15 protein-coding genes are annotated in these 17,171 nt (G+C 53.9%); 1 reads left to right on the plus strand and 14 read right to left on the minus strand.

What is annotated here, in order from left to right:
• Window positions 1-124: 124 nt before the first annotated feature.
• The 14 genes from folP to J4E05_RS03925 form a co-directional block, all read right to left on the minus strand.
• On the minus strand, window positions 125-1,243 hold the full coding sequence (gene folP / locus J4E05_RS03860; RefSeq protein WP_349592520.1) for a dihydropteroate synthase: 1,119 nt from the start codon (window positions 1,241-1,243) through the stop codon (window positions 125-127).
• Window positions 1,244-1,262: 19 nt separating this feature from the next.
• A complete protein-coding gene (ftsH, locus tag J4E05_RS03865; protein ID WP_349592522.1) occupies window positions 1,263-3,200 on the minus strand; it encodes an ATP-dependent zinc metalloprotease FtsH in 1,938 nt (645 codons plus the stop codon).
• Window positions 3,201-3,311: 111 nt separating this feature from the next.
• Entirely contained in the window at window positions 3,312-4,829 is a 1,518-nt protein-coding gene (gene tilS, locus J4E05_RS03870; RefSeq protein WP_349592524.1) for a tRNA lysidine(34) synthetase TilS, read from the minus strand.
• Between the two features lie 16 nt (window positions 4,830-4,845).
• Window positions 4,846-6,018 (minus strand): tol-pal system protein YbgF, encoded by a 1,173-nt coding sequence (ybgF, locus tag J4E05_RS03875; protein ID WP_349592526.1) that lies wholly within the window; start codon window positions 6,016-6,018, stop codon window positions 4,846-4,848.
• 145 nt (window positions 6,019-6,163) lie between these two features.
• Window positions 6,164-6,667, minus strand: coding sequence for a peptidoglycan-associated lipoprotein Pal (gene pal, locus J4E05_RS03880; RefSeq protein ID WP_085590554.1), 504 nt, complete (start codon window positions 6,665-6,667; stop codon window positions 6,164-6,166).
• A 129-nt stretch (window positions 6,668-6,796) separates the two neighbouring features.
• The gene (gene tolB, locus J4E05_RS03885; protein WP_085590556.1) at window positions 6,797-8,167 is read right to left on the minus strand and encodes a Tol-Pal system beta propeller repeat protein TolB; all 1,371 of its coding nucleotides are present in this window, start codon (window positions 8,165-8,167) and stop codon (window positions 6,797-6,799) included.
• Window positions 8,168-8,514: 347 nt separating this feature from the next.
• A complete protein-coding gene (gene tolA / locus J4E05_RS03890; protein WP_349592530.1) occupies window positions 8,515-9,555 on the minus strand; it encodes a cell envelope integrity protein TolA in 1,041 nt (346 codons plus the stop codon).
• 6 nt (window positions 9,556-9,561) lie between these two features.
• Window positions 9,562-10,023 (minus strand): protein TolR, encoded by a 462-nt coding sequence (gene tolR, locus J4E05_RS03895; RefSeq protein WP_085590560.1) that lies wholly within the window; start codon window positions 10,021-10,023, stop codon window positions 9,562-9,564.
• Window positions 10,024-10,026: 3 nt separating this feature from the next.
• The gene (tolQ, locus tag J4E05_RS03900) at window positions 10,027-10,758 is read right to left on the minus strand and encodes a protein TolQ (RefSeq protein WP_085590562.1); all 732 of its coding nucleotides are present in this window, start codon (window positions 10,756-10,758) and stop codon (window positions 10,027-10,029) included.
• A gap of 7 nt (window positions 10,759-10,765) precedes the next feature.
• Entirely contained in the window at window positions 10,766-11,215 is a 450-nt protein-coding gene (locus J4E05_RS03905; protein ID WP_085590564.1) for a YbgC/FadM family acyl-CoA thioesterase, read from the minus strand.
• On the minus strand, window positions 11,212-12,291 hold the full coding sequence (gene ruvB, locus J4E05_RS03910; RefSeq protein ID WP_085590566.1) for a Holliday junction branch migration DNA helicase RuvB: 1,080 nt from the start codon (window positions 12,289-12,291) through the stop codon (window positions 11,212-11,214). Before ruvB ends, J4E05_RS03905 begins: the two co-directional genes overlap by 4 nt.
• Window positions 12,288-12,989, minus strand: a complete 702-nt coding sequence (ruvA, locus tag J4E05_RS03915; protein ID WP_349592535.1) for a Holliday junction branch migration protein RuvA — start codon at window positions 12,987-12,989, stop codon at window positions 12,288-12,290. The genes ruvB and ruvA overlap by 4 nt, the downstream gene beginning before the upstream one ends.
• Complete coding sequence (ruvC, locus tag J4E05_RS03920) at window positions 12,986-13,507, minus strand: crossover junction endodeoxyribonuclease RuvC (RefSeq protein ID WP_349592537.1); 522 nt, start codon at window positions 13,505-13,507, stop codon at window positions 12,986-12,988. The genes ruvA and ruvC overlap by 4 nt, the downstream gene beginning before the upstream one ends.
• An 81-nt stretch (window positions 13,508-13,588) precedes the next feature.
• On the minus strand, window positions 13,589-14,335 hold the full coding sequence (locus tag J4E05_RS03925) for a YebC/PmpR family DNA-binding transcriptional regulator (protein WP_085590572.1): 747 nt from the start codon (window positions 14,333-14,335) through the stop codon (window positions 13,589-13,591).
• Window positions 14,336-14,989: 654 nt separating this feature from the next.
• On the opposite strand from J4E05_RS03925, the gene J4E05_RS03930 reads away from it, so the two are divergent.
• Window positions 14,990-17,104 carry a methyl-accepting chemotaxis protein gene (locus tag J4E05_RS03930; RefSeq protein ID WP_246832925.1) on the plus strand — a complete coding sequence of 705 codons (2,115 nt, stop codon included), beginning with the start codon at window positions 14,990-14,992 and terminating at the stop codon, window positions 17,102-17,104.
• Window positions 17,105-17,171 lie beyond the last annotated feature (67 nt).

The raw sequence follows: 17,171 nt of genomic DNA on the forward strand, positions 1-17,171 counted from the left end.
AAGCCAGAAGCATCCCGTGTCAGAAATTGACAGAATTGGTTAAACGCAAAAAGAAAAAGGTGGAAACGATACATTTATCGCCCCCACCTTTTTCAAACGAACATAAAAATACGATCAGTCGGCGTTATACTGTGCCAATGGCCGATGCGATGCTTAAGGCCTGCACTGTCTGTTCCACGTCATGGACACGCAAAATCTGCATTCCCTGGCGCCAGCCATTCAGGGCCGCGGCCAATGACCCGCCCAACCTTTGTTTTGGCGATGCCGACGGATCAATTTTACCGATAAAGGATTTACGCGATGCGCCCAGCAAAACCGGGCACCCCAAACCGTGAAAAATAGACAGGCGTGACAGAAGTTCCATATTGTGCGTAAGCGATTTGCCAAATCCGATACCCGGATCGACACAAATGCGGTCCCGACTAATCCCGGCGCGCTCACAACTTTCGATACGGTCCAGCAGGTAATCGTAAACATCAAGCACCACACAATCATACCGGGGATTGTCCTGCATGGTGCCTGGTTCGCCCTGCATATGCATCAAAATGACTGGCGCCGTATCAGACTGGCTGACAAATTCCAGCGAGGCTTCTTCGCCTTCAAGCGCCGTCACATCATTAACGATCTGTGCGCCTGCCTCCATTGCTGCTGCCATAACAGCCGCATGGCGGGTATCAACCGAAACACAATGCCCGTCATCGGCGAGGGCACGGATAACAGGAACAACGCGTTCAATTTCTTCTTCAATCGAAACTGCCGCCGCACCGGGACGGGTAGATTCACCACCAATATCAAGAATGGATGCGCCCTGCCCGGCCAAAGCCCGGCCATGGGCAATGGCACGTTCTACCGTGTTATGATCCCCCCCGTCAGAAAAGCTGTCCGGGGTAACATTGACAATGCCCATGATATGGGAACTATCCATATCCTGATTGGCGAATGCCCGGCGATTGCCCGTTAAACGGTCTATGACAGCATTGATTTCGTCTACCCGACCGGAATTTTGCACCCACCCTTCAAGAGCAAGTAACGGCAAAATCATGCTTTTCGCCCCGCCGTTTTCACGACGGCGGATAATCTCAAGTGCAGAAAACCCCCGACGACCACCTGCCAGTGGCAGCGTTTGCGGGTCATCCGCGCGGTCAATAAAGCCGGTAGGCACGTAATATAACGGTCCATCAAAATCAGCAAAGCCCCGCACATCGGCGGGGCTTCGCAGGACCGATCCTTCGATCTTGTCCATAGGTTAGCAAACTTTCATTTTAGCTGCCCGGCTGCGGTTCGGGTGACAATTCACCCCCGCCTTCACCCGGGTTTTCCTTGCGTGTGCCCGACGTCGGAACAGCAGAACGACGACCCGGAGTGCCACTATCGGCACCTGTGCCACCGGTATGTCCCGGACGATTGATTTCCTCGCCACGCAGCAGGGCTTCGATTTCCTTGCCGCTCAGGGTTTCATATTCCAGAAGCCCTTTGGCAAGAACATGCAAATCGTCGATATGTTCGGTCAAAACGCGACGGGCAAAGCTAAGCGCCTCATCCGAGAACCGGCGAACTTCTTCGTCGATCAGCTGTGCAGTTTTCTCCGAAACGTTCTTGTGCTGGGCAACCGAGTGACCCAGGAACACTTCTTCCTGGTTATCCACATATTTCACGTTACCCAGTTTTTCGGAGAAGCCCCATTCCGTCACCATCTTGCGCGCATATTGCGTGACCATGTTGATGTCGGACGACGCCCCGGTGGTAACCTTGTCCTTGCCGAAAATAAGTTCTTCGGCAACACGGCCCCCCATGGCAACAGCCAGATCAGAAATCAGCTGTTCGTAGGATTTGGAAACCTGGTCACGTTCCGGCAGGCGCATCACCATACCCAATGCACGACCGCGCGGAATGATGGTTGCCTTGTGAATCGGATCGGAAGCCGGTGTATGCAAAGCCACCAACGCATGACCACCTTCGTGATATGCTGTCAGTTTCTTTTCATCATCGGTCATGATCATGGAACGGCGCTCCGCCCCCATCATGACTTTATCCTTGGCGTTTTCAAAATCCGACATGGTGACAACGCGCTTGCCAAGGCGGGCGGCCGCAAGGGCAGCTTCATTGACAAGGTTCGCCAGGTCCGCACCCGAGAAACCCGGGGTCCCACGTGCAACCGTCCGCAATTCAACGTCCGGTCCCAGCGGAATTTTGCGGGCATGCACACCAAGAATATGCGCACGGCCTTCCAGATCCGGGTTTGGCACCACAACCTGACGATCAAACCGGCCCGGACGCAGCAATGCAGGGTCCAGAACGTCGGGACGGTTGGTAGCAGCCACCAGGATCACGCCTTCGTTGGCTTCAAAACCATCCATTTCGACCAGAAGCTGGTTCAGCGTCTGTTCGCGTTCATCATTACCACCGCCAAGACCGGCGCCACGATGACGCCCAACGGCATCAATTTCGTCGATAAAGATAATGCAAGGTGCGTTCTTTTTGCCCTGTTCGAACATGTCACGCACACGCGATGCGCCGACACCCACAAACATTTCAACAAAGTCCGAACCCGAAATGGTGAAGAACGGCACGTTCGCTTCGCCTGCAATGGCACGTGCCAAAAGGGTTTTACCCGTCCCCGGAGGGCCGACCAAAAGCATACCTTTGGGGATTTTGCCGCCAAGACGTTGGAACTTTTGCGGATCGCGCAAAAAGTCGACAACTTCTTCGAGTTCGTTTTTGGCTTCTTCAATACCGGCAACGTCTTCAAAGGTCACCCGACCGGACTTTTCGGTCAGTAATTTGGCCTTTGATTTGCCAAAACCCATGGCTTTGCCACCGCCGCCCTGCATTTGACGCATGAAGAAAATCCACACACCAATAATCAAAAGCATCGGGAACCAGCTGATCAGCGCGCTCATCAGCGGCGACAGCGATTCTTCTGGCTTGGCAACAATACGAACACCCTTCTTGTTCAGTCGATCAACAAGGTCGGGGTAGTTCGGGGTGTACACATTGACGGTGCGACCGTCGCGCGTTTGCGCCGTAAGAGTTTTGCCCTGAATGGTCACTTCAGAAATCTGCCCGGAATCAACATCCGACAGAAAGTCTGAAAATGCCAGCTGTGACTGGCCCGACCGTCCGGATGGCGACTGGAACAGGTTAAACAAAGCCACCAAAAGAATGGCTATGATGACCCACAGTGCGAGATTTTTTCCCATATTCTTTCCAAGCTACTGGTCGCGAACAATATCCGCCACTACGCGGCAGGCACCCCGCGACATGACCTGACCCATCAGATAATAACAGGCTGGCCCGGCGCAAGTACGAAGTCACGGATTTGCGACGAATTTAAAACCACCTTCCCACAAAGGGGTCGATGGCGCAAACCGCCACGTCACTCTGATTGCCAAAAACAGCTCCAACTGAGCTGTCGGGCAACCGGCGGCGGATAATACGTCGGAAAGCGCACAAATCTCAAGGCCAGCGACAGATAAAGGCTGATCTTGCCACAACAGAACGGGTAAAACAGCCAGCGCCTGACGCGGGCGGGATGCCCAAAATGGCACAAATTGCGCCATCGCACGGCGAAAAGCCCGCTTGTGAAACGGGTCACACATCCCAAGCGGCGCAATCGAAAAACCGGCAAAATCCCCGCCTGTCGCGGGTTTCACACCCCCTTCAAGCTGCAATTCAAACCGTTGATCCCACCTGTTCTTCTGTCCGGGCCATACAGGCTGTGGCGTTTTATCCATCCGCCCGGCTTCGCGATAAATTAGGATATGATTTTTCCGCCGATGCAGAACACACCCGGCAAGACTGTGCCGTGCAGGTTCACTTTGCCGTATTAATTGTAGAATCTGGCGAACCGAGTCTCGTGCCGGAGCATAACTTGCCCCGCCGACACAGCGTAAAACATGACCGATGCCATAGGCGGCAATATCAAAATCAGACAATCCCGATATGCTGCCCCTTCCGGGTCTTGTGGGGGCGCTTTGATCATCCATGAAGCCGGGCCAGTTAACGGATGCCACCCCGTCAGGTGCCAAATAAACATGACGGGCTAAAAACGCGCCAACAGCATTTTCAATATGTTGACGGGCCCGGGCCAGGGCACTAAAATCGTGCAGTGATATTGCACCTGATGATAAATTTTGCCGTTCGCGCAATTCCTGCCTGATGCGAACCCGTTCAAACGCCAAATTGCGATTGGACGGGTCCTCCAGCCATTTCTGTCCATTCGTTACCTGGTCGGAATTTGGCGGCGCAAACCCGCGAAGCGTCGCAACCAGGTTTGTACGCGGGACAGACAATAATGGCCGCAAAAGGCGACAATGGCGTAAATATCGTTGCCTTGACATCCCCGCCAGCCCCACCGGGCCACTGGCATGGTTTTGGCGCATAATGATCGTTTCAGCCTGATCATTTAAATGATGGCCCACCAAAACATGCAAAATGCCCAGCTGCGCGGCAAGTTCGTCAATCAGCCGATACCGCGCCGCCCGTGCTTCCTGCTGGATCGCCGCCCCCGGCTTTGGCCCTTGCCAATGCAAAACCCGGTGATCAATACCGTATTGCGCCAGTTGAAGCTGCACCCATTGCGCCTCGGCTGCGGCAGCCGGGCGCAAACCGTGATCAACGGTCACTGCCAGCACCTTGCCATTCCGTTCAGCACACCATTGTGCCGCCAAAAGGGTCAGCGCCATGCTATCCACGCCCCCCGAAACAGCAACCATCAGGCGGGGCGCTGTCTCGAACGGGGCAAAGGAAGACATCAGGGCGGAAAAGGAAACGGCGTCAACGGGAACACCGTCTGACGCCGCTTGTTGTTCGGGCTCGCTATTGGTCATAATCGCCACAAGCGCCTTATTTGCAGTTGCGGTTTTTCTTTTCCTGACGGGCACGGTCGAGAATAACCGTTGAAGACCCTTCAAAATTAGACAGCAAATGATCATAAGTCAGACAGGCGTCGTCCGTTTTGCCAAGGTTCGCCAGCGACATACCCAGTTTCAACAAATTGTCTGCTGCTTTCGGGCTATCGGGATAATTCTGAAAGCCTTCGGTAAAGGCCAGTGAAGCCTGATCGTAATTGCCCCGTACATAAAATGTTTCACCCAGCCAGTATTGGGCATTCCCTGCCAAAGGATCCTTGGGGTGGGCTTTAACAAAGGCACGTAAGGCAGCTTCGGCCTCGGGGAACTTTTGTTGACGCAACAAGCCAAACGCATAACGATACTGGTCCTGCGGGCTTCCTGCAGGCAGGACACCATCAGCCGCACTTGCCGTCTCCGCAGCGTCGGCACCGGCAGCACCCGCACCACTACTATTTCCTTGCGGGCCCGATGGAATTTCGGGTGCCTCACCCTGCCCTTTAATCACGCCAAACAACTGCGTACCATTTTTATCCAAAGGCTGCCCGCCAGTGGCCCCGCCCAGATTGCCACCAGAAGCACTGTTCCCCGGCGCAGCGGTGCTGCCTGCAGTGTTGTCTTGCGGGGCGGACATGCCCCCTGCCATCGCACCGGCGGCGGCACCTGTACCAGCTTGCCCGGTCTGGGTATTTTTGCCTTCAAGCTGGCTTAGGCGAAAGTCAACGTCCGAAATCAGGCGATCCAACCGATCCGACATCTGGCGAACCTTGTAACCTTGCTCTTCGATCTGGCCGGTTAACTGGGTGATCTGGGCCTGCAAATTATCGATTTGAACCTGTTGGCGCGCGGCGGCCGGTGTATTGTCGGCCCCGCCGGTTACCGCACCTGATGAAGCTGCCCCGCCACTGGCAGGCGGGCCTTCGCGGTACACATAGCGTTGCAGCAAATCAAGATCCTTGCGCAACTGCTCGACCTGGCGCGACATCGAGGCATCCTGCGCCATAACCGGGGACGTAAACCCGACTGTCAAAAAACCCAAAATCACCAGCGAGCCCATTTTTGCCAGCAACGACGGGCGTGTATTATGCGAAACAGACAAAACAGCAGGGGCCGCTTTGCGAGATAGCAAGGAAACGCCACGGATCATGACGGGTTCTGGTCGGATCATTTCCCGGTCCTTTTTGGTCAAACTCAGTAACATGCAACAGATTTCAAACAAAAATCGTTGCGCTGTCAAACGGCAAAAATAAGGCGCCTGCCCCGAAACCGGGACAGGCGCCTGAAATCAAACCGGTTTTCAAACCAGCGCGCGATTAACGGACAACCGTTACAGCGCGGCGATTTTTGGCCCAGCTGGCTTCGTCATGACCCAGAGCAACCGGGCGTTCCTTGCCATAGGAAATGGTTTCGATGCGGGACGGTTCAACGCCCAATGCAATCAAATAATCCTTGGAAGAGTTCGCACGGCGTTCGCCGAGTGCAAGGTTGTATTCGCGCGTGCCGCGTTCGTCGGCATGGCCTTCAACCAGAACAGTGTACTGCGGGTATTTCTTCAGCCATGCAGCCTGGAGTTCCAGAGTGCGACGGGCTTCTGCCGACAGGTCATACTGATCGTAGTCAAAGAAGACGCGATCGCCAACATTGACAGCAAACCATTCCGGGCTGCTTTCAGAAAGCGCATTGGAAGTGGTGGTATCAGCAGGCTGGTTCATTGTAGAGACACCTTCGCCCTGCGAATTCGCAGAACTGTCCGGTGCTGTTTCACAAGCGGCCAAAAGAGCAGCAGCAGCAAAAACACTCAGAATCCGAAGTTTCATTTAAGTTTTCCCCTTAACACCGGACGCATTCGCCCGAGTTGGTTTTTACCATGTCTCGCGACACCATCACATGCTCGCTTTAAAAACGAATCGCATACGGTGTTTCGCAAAGACTATACAATTGAGAAATCAGGGAATCAAGGGCGACCATGCCGGATCCGAACCATCCGCCGGTGTAACGATTTCACGTTCGTTATAACCGGTCAAATCAATCGAAAACAGGCGATATTTGTCCTTGGTTCCGTCCTTGGACGGGATTTGGCGATGGAACATCAAAACCCGACCATTCGGTGCCCATGTCGGGCTCTCTACGAGATACCCCTCGGCCAGCAACCGTTCACCACTGCCATCTGGCCGCATAACACCAATATAGAACCGACCTCCTTGCGTCTTCGTGAAGGCGATCAGGTCGCCACGTGGTGACCAGACCGGTGTGGAATATAATCCACCACCAAAGCTGATCCGTTGCACGCCACTTCCATCTGCATTCATCACGTAAAGTTGTTGTCCGCCACTACGGTCCGAGTTGAAAACAATGCGCGATCCATCAGGCGAATAGGATGGCGATGTATCAACCGCGGGGTGCCGCGTCAACTGGCGCTTTTCGCGGGTGCGCAAATCCAGCGAATAAATTTCACTATTGCCGTCCAGGGCCTGGCTCATGACCACCGAATTACCATCTGGTGAAAATCTTGGGGCGAAAGTCATCCCCGGGAAATCTCCCAGAAGTTCAAGCTCTCCGGTGTCGATATCAAGAACGTAAACCCGTGGCTTGTCGTTAAAATACGACATATAGACCACTTCCTGCGCGGTCGGCGAAAACCGTGGGCTTAGAACAAGAAACTTGCCGTCGGTCAGGAAACGGTGGTTTGCACCGTCCTGGTCCATGATGGCCAGCCGCTTGGTCCGGTTTGTTGCCGGTCCCGATTCGGACACATAAACGATGCGGGTATCGAAATACCCGGTTTCACCGGTTATACGTTTGTAGATCTCGTCAGCAATCTTGTGGGCGATCCGCCGCCAGTTGCCCGGCTGTGTGCGATAGGCAACACCGGCCATCTGGTTTTCAGCCAGAACGTCCCACAAACGAAATTCCACTCGCAATAACCCGTTTGCCTCGGTCAGGACCCGGCCATTGACCAGGGCCTGGGCGCCAATTGTGCGCCACTCGGCAAAGTTGGGATTGACCGCCAGCGAACTGGCGCTCTGGATAAAGGCCTTTTCATCAATCGTTTTGAAAAGGCCCGAGCGCGCCAGATCGTTGCTGATCACCTTTGTAATATTCTGCCCGACATCGGTTTCCGAAACGCCCTCGCCTGCGAAACGTGTCACGGCGATCGGCATCGGTTTAACTTCACCGCGTGTAATATCAACACGCAGTTCTGCTTGCGCCGGGGCGGCCGCAGCAATGGTCAAGCCAACAGCAACGGCAAGGGCACACAGGCCAGCCAGCCCGCGTACATGCCAGTGTCGTTTAAAAGCCTTGGTCTTGGTTGTCATCCTGCCTCGCTTTTCTCCACGCGTTTTCAAAAGGATAGCTCGTTAACCCGTCAATTCACGCGCGTCAAAACTGGACGTGAATTTGCGCTAGAATTGCATTTAATCCAGCGGCACTTTCAGGGGGCTGCATTGCGGTTTTAGCACATCATTTCATGCAGATTTCGCTATGCAGCATTTCTAAAAGTTGCCTCATGTTAATATCCGATTCCTGCCTGTCTTCAAAGGCTTACCAATATCGTTAAACGTCTTCTCAAACAATCACGGCATAAAACAACAACAATTGGCAATCATTCCGGCGAAATTAGGGTCAATTCACCACAATTTCACAAATATTTCCTCAAATCAGCCTACATTCCCAACATTTCACGCATGTTAAAGGTCATTACGACTGTATTCCAAAGGTCATATTTATTTTCCGGCAGCTTAAGCGGACTACAGGCCGGGTTTAAAACGGCCCGCAAGGCACTTTCCGCAACTGTCCGCTTCGAGGCATCACTGCCAATTTCATTTCGGTTGGCAATCTGGGCACCCCGCACTGTCCGGTCCGGATTTACCTGCACATTCAGATAAACCACAAAATCCGCGTCCTTGGACCCAACCGGCGGGTTCCAGCATTGCGCGATCTGGCGCTTCAAGGCGTCAAGCTCGCTCATGCTCAAACGATCATCCAGGCGTGTTGCCGTTTGCTCGCTGGCTGTTTCCTTGGCCGGTTTTTCCTTCGGCTGATCAGGAACAGGTTCCTGTGTGCTTTCGGTCTTGCGCACATCTTTCAAGATATCGGCAAGTGTTCGCTTCGGCGCGGGTTCTGCCTTTTTCTCGGGTTTTGGCTTTGGTTCCGGTTTGGGCTCGGGCTTTTTTTCTTCTTTTTTCGGCTCAGGTTTTTTCTCGGGCTTGGGCTCCGGTTTCTTTTCCGGCTTTGGCTCCGGTTTTTCCACCTTCTTTTCAACCGGCTTTGGCTTGGCCTTTAATTCACCGTCATCGCTTTCGGGCACCGGTGCGGCTTCGGGGGCTTTTTTAACCTCCGGTTTTGGTTTTGGCTCAGGTTTTGGCTCGGGCTTAGGTTCCGGCTTGGGCTCGGGTTTCGGCTGGGGCTTGGGTTCCGGTGTTGGCTCCGGCGTGGGCTCGGGCTTGGGTTCCGGCTTTGCCTGGGGCTTGGGTTGTGGCGTCGGTTTTTCCTTGGGCTGCGGCTTTGTCGCCGGCTTGTCCGCAGGTTTTGGCAGCGGCGGCGCTTTTTTCATGGCTGCCGCAAATTCATCCACCGTCACAACATCAACCGACACCGACTGCATTTCCAGCGGCTCAGGTTTAAACAGGTCAGGCAAGCCAAAATAGGCGATCAAAATGATCACCAAATGTACCGCCAGTGAAATCAGCACATTACGCAGCATGACCGTTTATTTGCCTTTATCTGGCAGATCGGCGATCAGGGCCACCTTGCTAAAGCCGGCCTCGTTGATCCGTCCCATCAAATCCATCACCTGGCCATAATCGACAGCCTTGTCGCCCTTTACAAAAATACGGGTATCCTGCTTGTTTTCGGTAATGGCCCGTAATTTCGCCACCAGTTCGTCGCGATCCACCGCGCTGTCCATAATATAAACAGCACCCTCTTTGGTCAGCGACACCACTAGCGGCTCGTCCTGACCGGTCATTTGTGTTGCACTGGCCTTGGGCAAATCAACATCGACACCTGCCGTAATCAGCGGTGCTGTGACCATAAAAATCACCAGCAGCACCAGCATCACATCGACCATTGGCGTAACGTTGATGTCGCTCATGGCCTTACGGCCACCGCGCCCCCGACGTCCGCGCCGCCGACCACCACCGGAATTTCCCGAAGCTAGTTGTCCGCCCATGGATCAATCCCGTTTTTCGTCAAGCTGGCGCGAAAGGATCGAACTGAATTCGTCAACAAACGCTTCAAGACGATTGCCATAACGGTTCAGGTCGCTTGAAATTTTGTTATAGGCCACCACAGCCGGAATAGCCGCAACCAGACCAATAGCCGTCGCAAACAGCGCCTCGGCGATACCCGGTGCAACCACCGCAAGCGATGTGTTTTTCGACGCCGCAATAGACTGGAACGACGCCATAATGCCCCAAACAGTGCCAAACAAGCCAACAAACGGGGCCGTAGAACCAACAGAGGCCAAAAAGGTCATGTATTTTTCAACACGGTCCATTTCACGGCCCAGCGTTACTTCCATTGCCCGTTCAAGGCGTTGTTGCAGGCGCGCGCGCATGGTTTCGCCGCTAACGCCGCGTGCATTTGAGCGCCGCCATTCCCGCATGGCCGAAACAAAAATGGCCGCCATCGGGTCTTTGGGCCGGTCTGCGATACGATCATAAAGATCCTCAAGCGACCCGCCCGACCAGAAGGCTTCTTCAAACTGATTAGCCTGGGCACGCAATTTGCGCAGGCGAAACATCTTTTCAAAGACAATCGCCCAGACCCATACGGACGACAGCAACAGGCCAATCATAATGACTTTGACGACCAGACCAGCCTGAACAAACAGCCCCCACACCGACATGTCGTGCGCCATAACCGACTGGCCAAGCGACACGGCATCGACAACCTGATTTTCCATCGTTTCTTTAGCCCTCGTTCACATCCAGATAGTCACTGAACACATTTCTTAATTCATCCGGCAGGCGTTGCGCCCGAAAGGTTTCCAACGACATGCAGGCCAGAACGATATCGATCACGACCAGTTCCTCGCCGTCCCGCATAATTTTTTGTTCAAAACCCAGTGACGCACCGCCAATTCGGACCAACCGACTTTGCACAGTCAACCGATCCTCAAGCCGCGCAGCCCGACGGAAATCGACGGTACAATGTCGAACCGCTATGGCAACTTTGTGGCGTTCAGCGATGTTTCTATTGGAAAAACCCAATAAATTCACCATTGACGTCCGTGCGCGCTCGGCAAAAGCCAAATATTGCGCGTGATATACAATTCCGCCGGCGTCAGTATCTTCATAGAACACGCAAAACGGGTAAATGTGGCGTTTTCCGTCTATTGTGCCAAACAGGGATTCTGTCATTGCTCGCCTTCGTCATTTGCATTGTTCAGGGCTTCGCTTTCGAAAAGGTCCGCCATTGGCACACCGGCCTGATTGCGCGGCGGCGTCAGCCCCAAATGCACAAATCCCTTCACACCCAGCATCCGCCCGCGCGGTGTGCGCTGTATAAGCCCCTGCTGAAGCAAATAAGGCTCGATGACATCCTCGATGGTATCGCGTTCCTCGGACAAGGCGGCGGCCAGCGTATCAACGCCGACCGGCCCGCCACCATAATTGCTGGCAATACAGGTCAGATATCGGCGATCCTGGCTATCAAGCCCCAGATTATCGACTTCCAGCCGTGTCAGGGCGGCATCGGCGATAAAATCATTGACCGGCGACTTACCGGCCACCACAGCAAAATCTCTTACACGGCGGAGCAATCGCCCGGCAATACGCGGGGTTCCCCTTGACCGGCGGGCAATTTCCATTGCGCCATCGCGGGTCATGTCAAAATCAAGCAGCCGTGCCCCGCGGGCAACGATATCAACCAGCTCTTCGGGTTCATAAAACCGCAAACGTAACGGGATGCCAAAACGGTCGCGCAGCGGTGTCGTCAACAAACCCGACCGGGTTGTGGCCCCCACCAGCGTAAAGGGGGGTAAATCAATACGAACAGAGCGCGCCGCCGGCCCCTCGCCAATGATCAGATCCAGCTGAAAATCTTCCATCGCCGGATACAGAATTTCTTCAACAGCGGGGTTCAACCGGTGAATTTCATCGATAAACAAAACGTCACGGGGCTGTAAATTCGTCAGCAATGCCGCAAGGTCGCCCGCCTTGGCAATGACGGGGCCGGACGTTGCCCGAAAGCCAACGCCAAGCTCACTGGCAACAATTTGCGAAAGGGTTGTTTTGCCCAATCCCGGGGGACCGAAAAAAAGCACATGATCCATGGCTTCTTCGCGTCCGCGTGCGGCCTGAATAAACACATCAAGGTTTTCGCGCACTTCCTTTTGCCCGGTAAAATCATCCAGGCGACGGGGGCGTAATGATCCATCCTGACGGTCTTCTGCGTGGCGTTCACCACTTAACAACCGGTCGTCTTCCTCGCTCACGCGCTAAGCTCCTTCAGACCCAAACGGATCAGGGTATCAAGGTTCCGGTTTTCGCCCGCCTGCTGGGATGCCCGGCCAACGGCCCCGAAGGCCTCGGAACGACCATATCCCAAATTAACCAGCGCGGAAACGGCATCGGCCATCATCGCACCATCATCAACAACCGGGGTCTCAGGCACGGCAGGTGCAGCTTTTACCGTGCGTTTACGGGCCGGCTTTGTATCTGCCGCAGGTGTATCCGCACCTTCGGCCCTTGAAACCGGTGCAACGGGTGCTGCGACGGGCCCCAAATTCAATTTTGCGGCCTTGTCTTTTAACTCGCCCACAATCCGCGTTGCCACCTTGGCCCCCACACCGGGGGCGCGGCAAAGTGCGGTTGTGTCTTGCGATGCAAGGGCACGCAAAAGGTCCGTCGGGGACAAAACCGACAGCAACGCCAGCGCCACCTTGGCCCCCACCCCCTGTACCGTGGTTAACAGCGAAAACCATTGTTTTTCGGCACTATCGGCAAAACCATAAAGATGAATATGATCTTCACGGACATGGGTTTCGATAATCAGCCCAGCATCCCCGCCCGCTTGCGGCAACATCGACAAGGTACGCCGCGAGGCAAAGACCAGATAGCCAACACCGTTAACATCAATGATAACGCTGTCTTCGCCGATAAAATCAACAATGCCACGCAATTTGGCAATCATCGGGCAGATCCCCCGTTCTGGTTCTGATAGCGGGCCATCATCTGGCGGTTTCCGGCATGTTGCGCATGGCAAATGGCAATGGCCAACGCATCGGCGGCATCGGCTCCGGCAATTTTGCACCCCGGCAACAAGGTGGAAACCATCATTTCAACCTGCTGTTTGGCCGCATGACCGGCACCGACCACCGTCTTTTTAACCGCATTTGGTGTATATTCGGTAACCGGAATGCCCATGCGTGCAGGCGCCAGCATGGCCACACCCCGCGCCTGCCCCAGTTTAAGAGTTGATACCGGGTTTTTATTAACGAAGGTTTCCTCAACAGCGGCCTCGTCGGGCTCCCACTGATTGATAATGTCGGTCAGGCCCGAATAAAGCTGCACCAGCCGTTCAGCCAGCGACAACGCCTGGGTCGAGGTTACAACACCGTTGGCAACATGGCGCATATGATTGTCGTTCAGGTCGATCACGCCCCATCCGGTACGCTGAAGACCGGGATCGATGCCAAGAACCCTGACCACGTGACAATCACCTGCTGTTATTATTGACGTCAAAATACAATACGCCCGTCATTCAAAGCAAAATGACGGGCGCAAGCAAGATCAGTTATCGAGGGCCGCGACGATTTCGTCTGTCCATTCGACATTCGTCCAGACATTCTGAACGTCGTCATTATCTTCAAGCACATCAACAAGTTTCATGATGCTTTGTGCCTGATCGACAGTGATTTCAGCCGTGGTGACCGGACGAAATACCAGTTTGGCGCTTTCAGGATCACCAAAAATTTCGGTCAGGGCTTCACGAACGCTGTTCAAATCTTCGATTTCAGTTTCGATGACATGGTTTTCATCATCCGATTCCGCATTGGCAGCGCCCGCTTCAAGGGCAGCTTCAAAAATCGCGTCGGCATCGCCTTTGTCCGCCGGATAAACAATTTCGCCAATCCGGTTAAACATAAAACCAACCGAACCGGTTTCACCAAGGTTACCACCGCTTTTGGTAAAGGCTGCGCGTACTTCGGATGCGGTACGGTTGCGGTTATCGGTCAGGGCTTCGACGATTACGGCAACACCTGCGGTACCATAACCTTCATAACGAACTTCTTCAAAATTGTCGCCTTCACCGGCGCCGAGCGCTTTTTTAATCGCACGGTCGATATTGTCCTTGGGCATGTTCTGCCCACGGGCGGCAGCAATGGCCGCACGCAAACGCGGGTTACTGCCAATGTCGTCGCTGATCTTTGCCGACACCGTGATTTCACGGGCAAGTTTGGTAAAGATTTTGGCGCGCTTTTTGTCCTGCGCGCCCTTACGGTGCATGATATTCTTAAACTGGGAATGACCGGCCATAACCTGAAACCTGTATTCTTGAATTACGTTATCGATCTGGTGCCGCCCGGGCCCCTGTCAAACTGCCGCCAATACATACTGTATTTTTCGCCAGCCCAACATTGTGAAAACCTGTGTTGCGCCTCCCCTTAAAGCCCGGTTACAGGCCCTTCAGGCAAATGCAATGCACGCTCCTATAACGTGTTTGCGGTCCGAGGTCCAGCCATCGCACGCACATTCAGCTCGGAAACCGCACGTCCCTCCCGCTTGCCGAACGTCACTGCAAATCAACAAATGTGATCCCAACAAAGCCGTCAGGTGTCGTGTCCGAGACATAAAATCAAATGCATTTTGTTTTCACGAACAGGCTTGCCTATTGCGAAGCCAGACAGAATGCAACAATATCGGAAGAGAATAAGACAGAATAAAACAACGCAAACCAGGTTTGAACCGGCAAGGGGTAATCGAACCGAAACAAAGGGTGGATACGCGGATACCTTCAAAAAGGTCCGTGCCTCAAAACCGGTGAGGGTGAACACCGGCGCAACAAAAAGGTAGGACAGAATGGGAAAGAAAACAGGGACCCCGAAACAGCCTAAAAAAAATACCAAAAAAAATCAGTCGGGGCTTGGGGTTAAAGGGAAACTTCTGATTTCCTTTGCTTTGGTTGGGCTTATGGCTGTTGCGGCCGTTATCGTCGGGGTATTTGCTTTTGGCCGGTTTGGCGTAACACTGGCCGACATCACAGAAGACAAACTGCCGCCAATGTTCACAGCACAGCAACTGGCAACAGAAAGTGCAGAAGTCGTTGCTATTGCCCCCCGCATCATTGCCGCTTCCAGCCAGGAAGAAGAACAGACGGTCAAGGATGAACTTGATCAGCGTCTGATCGGGCTGAGCGCCAAGATCGACGAGTTGCGTCAATCCGGGCTGGAACCCGAGATTCTCGAAGAAATCGACACCAACCGTCAGCAACTTGAACAGGCCCTGACCTCCTTGCATGAAGCAACCCAGGCCCGTTTCGAGATTTCCAGAGAAAAAGCCGAAAAAACAAAAGACTTTCTTGAGCTTAGCAAACGTTACGGGGATACGCTCAAACCGCTTTTGTCCTATACTCAAAATGACATCGCCCAGGCCGATGCCGAAGTAAAAAAACTTCGCAAAGACCCGGCATCTGCCGAAGAAACAACCAAAGAAGACATGGTGGCGCAGTTTTACAAGCTGCATGACGCGGTGCAAACCCGCGCCCCGATCCTTGATATTGAACGTCAGGGGGCAACAGCCACCAACATGATCATTGCCGCCACGACCGAAACCCAAGCCGTGCGACTGTCCATTACCGCCGTTCGTATTCGTGGCAACTATGCAGATGCCCGCGATCTGGTGAACGGAATGGACAATGAGAAGCTGAAAAAATACTACAATGAACTGATCGATAAAATGGAAGCCTTGTCGATTGGCGATGACAGCATTCCGACCTTGCGGACCAAGGAACTAAAAGCAATCGACACGGCACAGAAATTTGTTGCCGAAAGTGCGCAGGCTGCCGACACAATGCGCGTTGGCGTTTCCCAACTGGTAGATGCCCTGCAAAACAGTGTCGACACATCGGCAGCCAGCGCAGAAACGTTGCAAAAACAAAGCTCGACCATTTTGTATGCTGTCGGCATTGCCGCGATCCTGCTGTCATTGGCCATTTACGTGATCTATGTCCGGGGTAACTTGCTACGCCGGTTGGATGGTTTGCAAAAAACCATGGTCACACTGGCTGGGGGTAACCTTGATGTCGCCGTGCCGGTCAAGGGCCACGATGAAATCACGGCTATGGGCCGCGCGGTTGAAGTATTTAAGGATAATGCCCTTAAAGTTCGGGATATGCAGGCCGAAGAAGAACGCCTGAACCGTGAACGCAATGAAAGCCTGCGCGACGAACTGCTGGGCCTTGCCGATACCTTGCAGGGCGAAGTTGAAAGTGCCGTTGGCGAAATTGCCGCCCTTGCCGAACAGCTGCAAGGCGTTTCCGGGCAAATGAGCCACAGCGCCGAACTGGTGTCGACACAAAGTGAAGACGTCGCATCGTCGGCACAGGAAGCCACTGGCAATGTGGAAACTGTTGCAGCCGCAACCGAACAGCTTTCAGCATCAAATGCCGAAATCAACCGGCAAATGGCGGAAAGCACACGCATTTCCAACGATGCGGCGCAAAAAGCACGCGAAACCAACGAACTGGTGGTTAGCCTGTCGCAATCAGCAAACCGGATTGGCGAAGTAATCGCCCTGATTACCGACATTGCCGAACAAACCAACCTGTTGGCCCTGAATGCCACCATCGAGGCTGCCCGCGCCGGCGATGCCGGTAAAGGCTTTGCCGTGGTTGCCGCCGAGGTCAAAAACCTAGCCAACCAGACGGAAAAAGCCACCGACGAAATTGCCGGGCAAATTACAGGCATTCAGAAATCGACCGGAGAGTCTGTTTCTGCCATCGAAATGATTGGTAGTATCATTGAGAATATCAATGAAATTGCCACCACCATTTCGGCGGCCATTGAACAGCAAGGCTCGGCCACCAACGAAATCACCCGCAATGTGCGGGGGGCCGCCGACCGGACACGGGCCGTTTCAAGTTCCATTACTGATGTTGCCAATGAAACGGCCAAAACCGGTGAATTGTCGGGGCAGGTTTTGCAAACCGCACAAACGGCATCGGAAAAGGTCGAAAACCTGCAAACCCGGATCAACAATATCCTGCAGGACTTGCGCAAGCAGGCCCACGACCGCGCGGCATCATAACCGGAACACCAACATTAACCGACGCGTCCACCGCTTGGGGAACCCGCCGGATTACAAACCCTACCTG

Origin of the sequence: Thalassospira sp. NFXS8 (genome assembly GCF_040148805.1) — a bacterium.
Classification (GTDB): domain Bacteria; phylum Pseudomonadota; class Alphaproteobacteria; order Rhodospirillales; family Thalassospiraceae; genus Thalassospira.

Coding starts and splice junctions, on each gene's coding strand:
- ruvA (WP_349592535.1), bottom strand. CDS start 12,989: ATGATTGCCAAATTGCGTGGCATTGTTGATTTTATCGGCGAAGACAGC.
- J4E05_RS03930 (WP_246832925.1), top strand. CDS start 14,990: ATGGCTGTTGCGGCCGTTATCGTCGGGGTATTTGCTTTTGGCCGGTTT.
- ybgF (WP_349592526.1), bottom strand. CDS start 6,018: ATGATCCGACCAGAACCCGTCATGATCCGTGGCGTTTCCTTGCTATCT.
- tolR (WP_085590560.1), bottom strand. CDS start 10,023: ATGGGCGGACAACTAGCTTCGGGAAATTCCGGTGGTGGTCGGCGGCGC.
- pal (WP_085590554.1), bottom strand. CDS start 6,667: ATGAAACTTCGGATTCTGAGTGTTTTTGCTGCTGCTGCTCTTTTGGCC.
- folP (WP_349592520.1), bottom strand. CDS start 1,243: ATGGACAAGATCGAAGGATCGGTCCTGCGAAGCCCCGCCGATGTGCGG.
- tolA (WP_349592530.1), bottom strand. CDS start 9,555: ATGCTGCGTAATGTGCTGATTTCACTGGCGGTACATTTGGTGATCATT.
- J4E05_RS03905 (WP_085590564.1), bottom strand. CDS start 11,215: ATGACAGAATCCCTGTTTGGCACAATAGACGGAAAACGCCACATTTAC.
- ftsH (WP_349592522.1), bottom strand. CDS start 3,200: ATGGGAAAAAATCTCGCACTGTGGGTCATCATAGCCATTCTTTTGGTG.
- J4E05_RS03925 (WP_085590572.1), bottom strand. CDS start 14,335: ATGGCCGGTCATTCCCAGTTTAAGAATATCATGCACCGTAAGGGCGCG.
- tolB (WP_085590556.1), bottom strand. CDS start 8,167: ATGACAACCAAGACCAAGGCTTTTAAACGACACTGGCATGTACGCGGG.
- tilS (WP_349592524.1), bottom strand. CDS start 4,829: ATGACCAATAGCGAGCCCGAACAACAAGCGGCGTCAGACGGTGTTCCC.
- tolQ (WP_085590562.1), bottom strand. CDS start 10,758: ATGGAAAATCAGGTTGTCGATGCCGTGTCGCTTGGCCAGTCGGTTATG.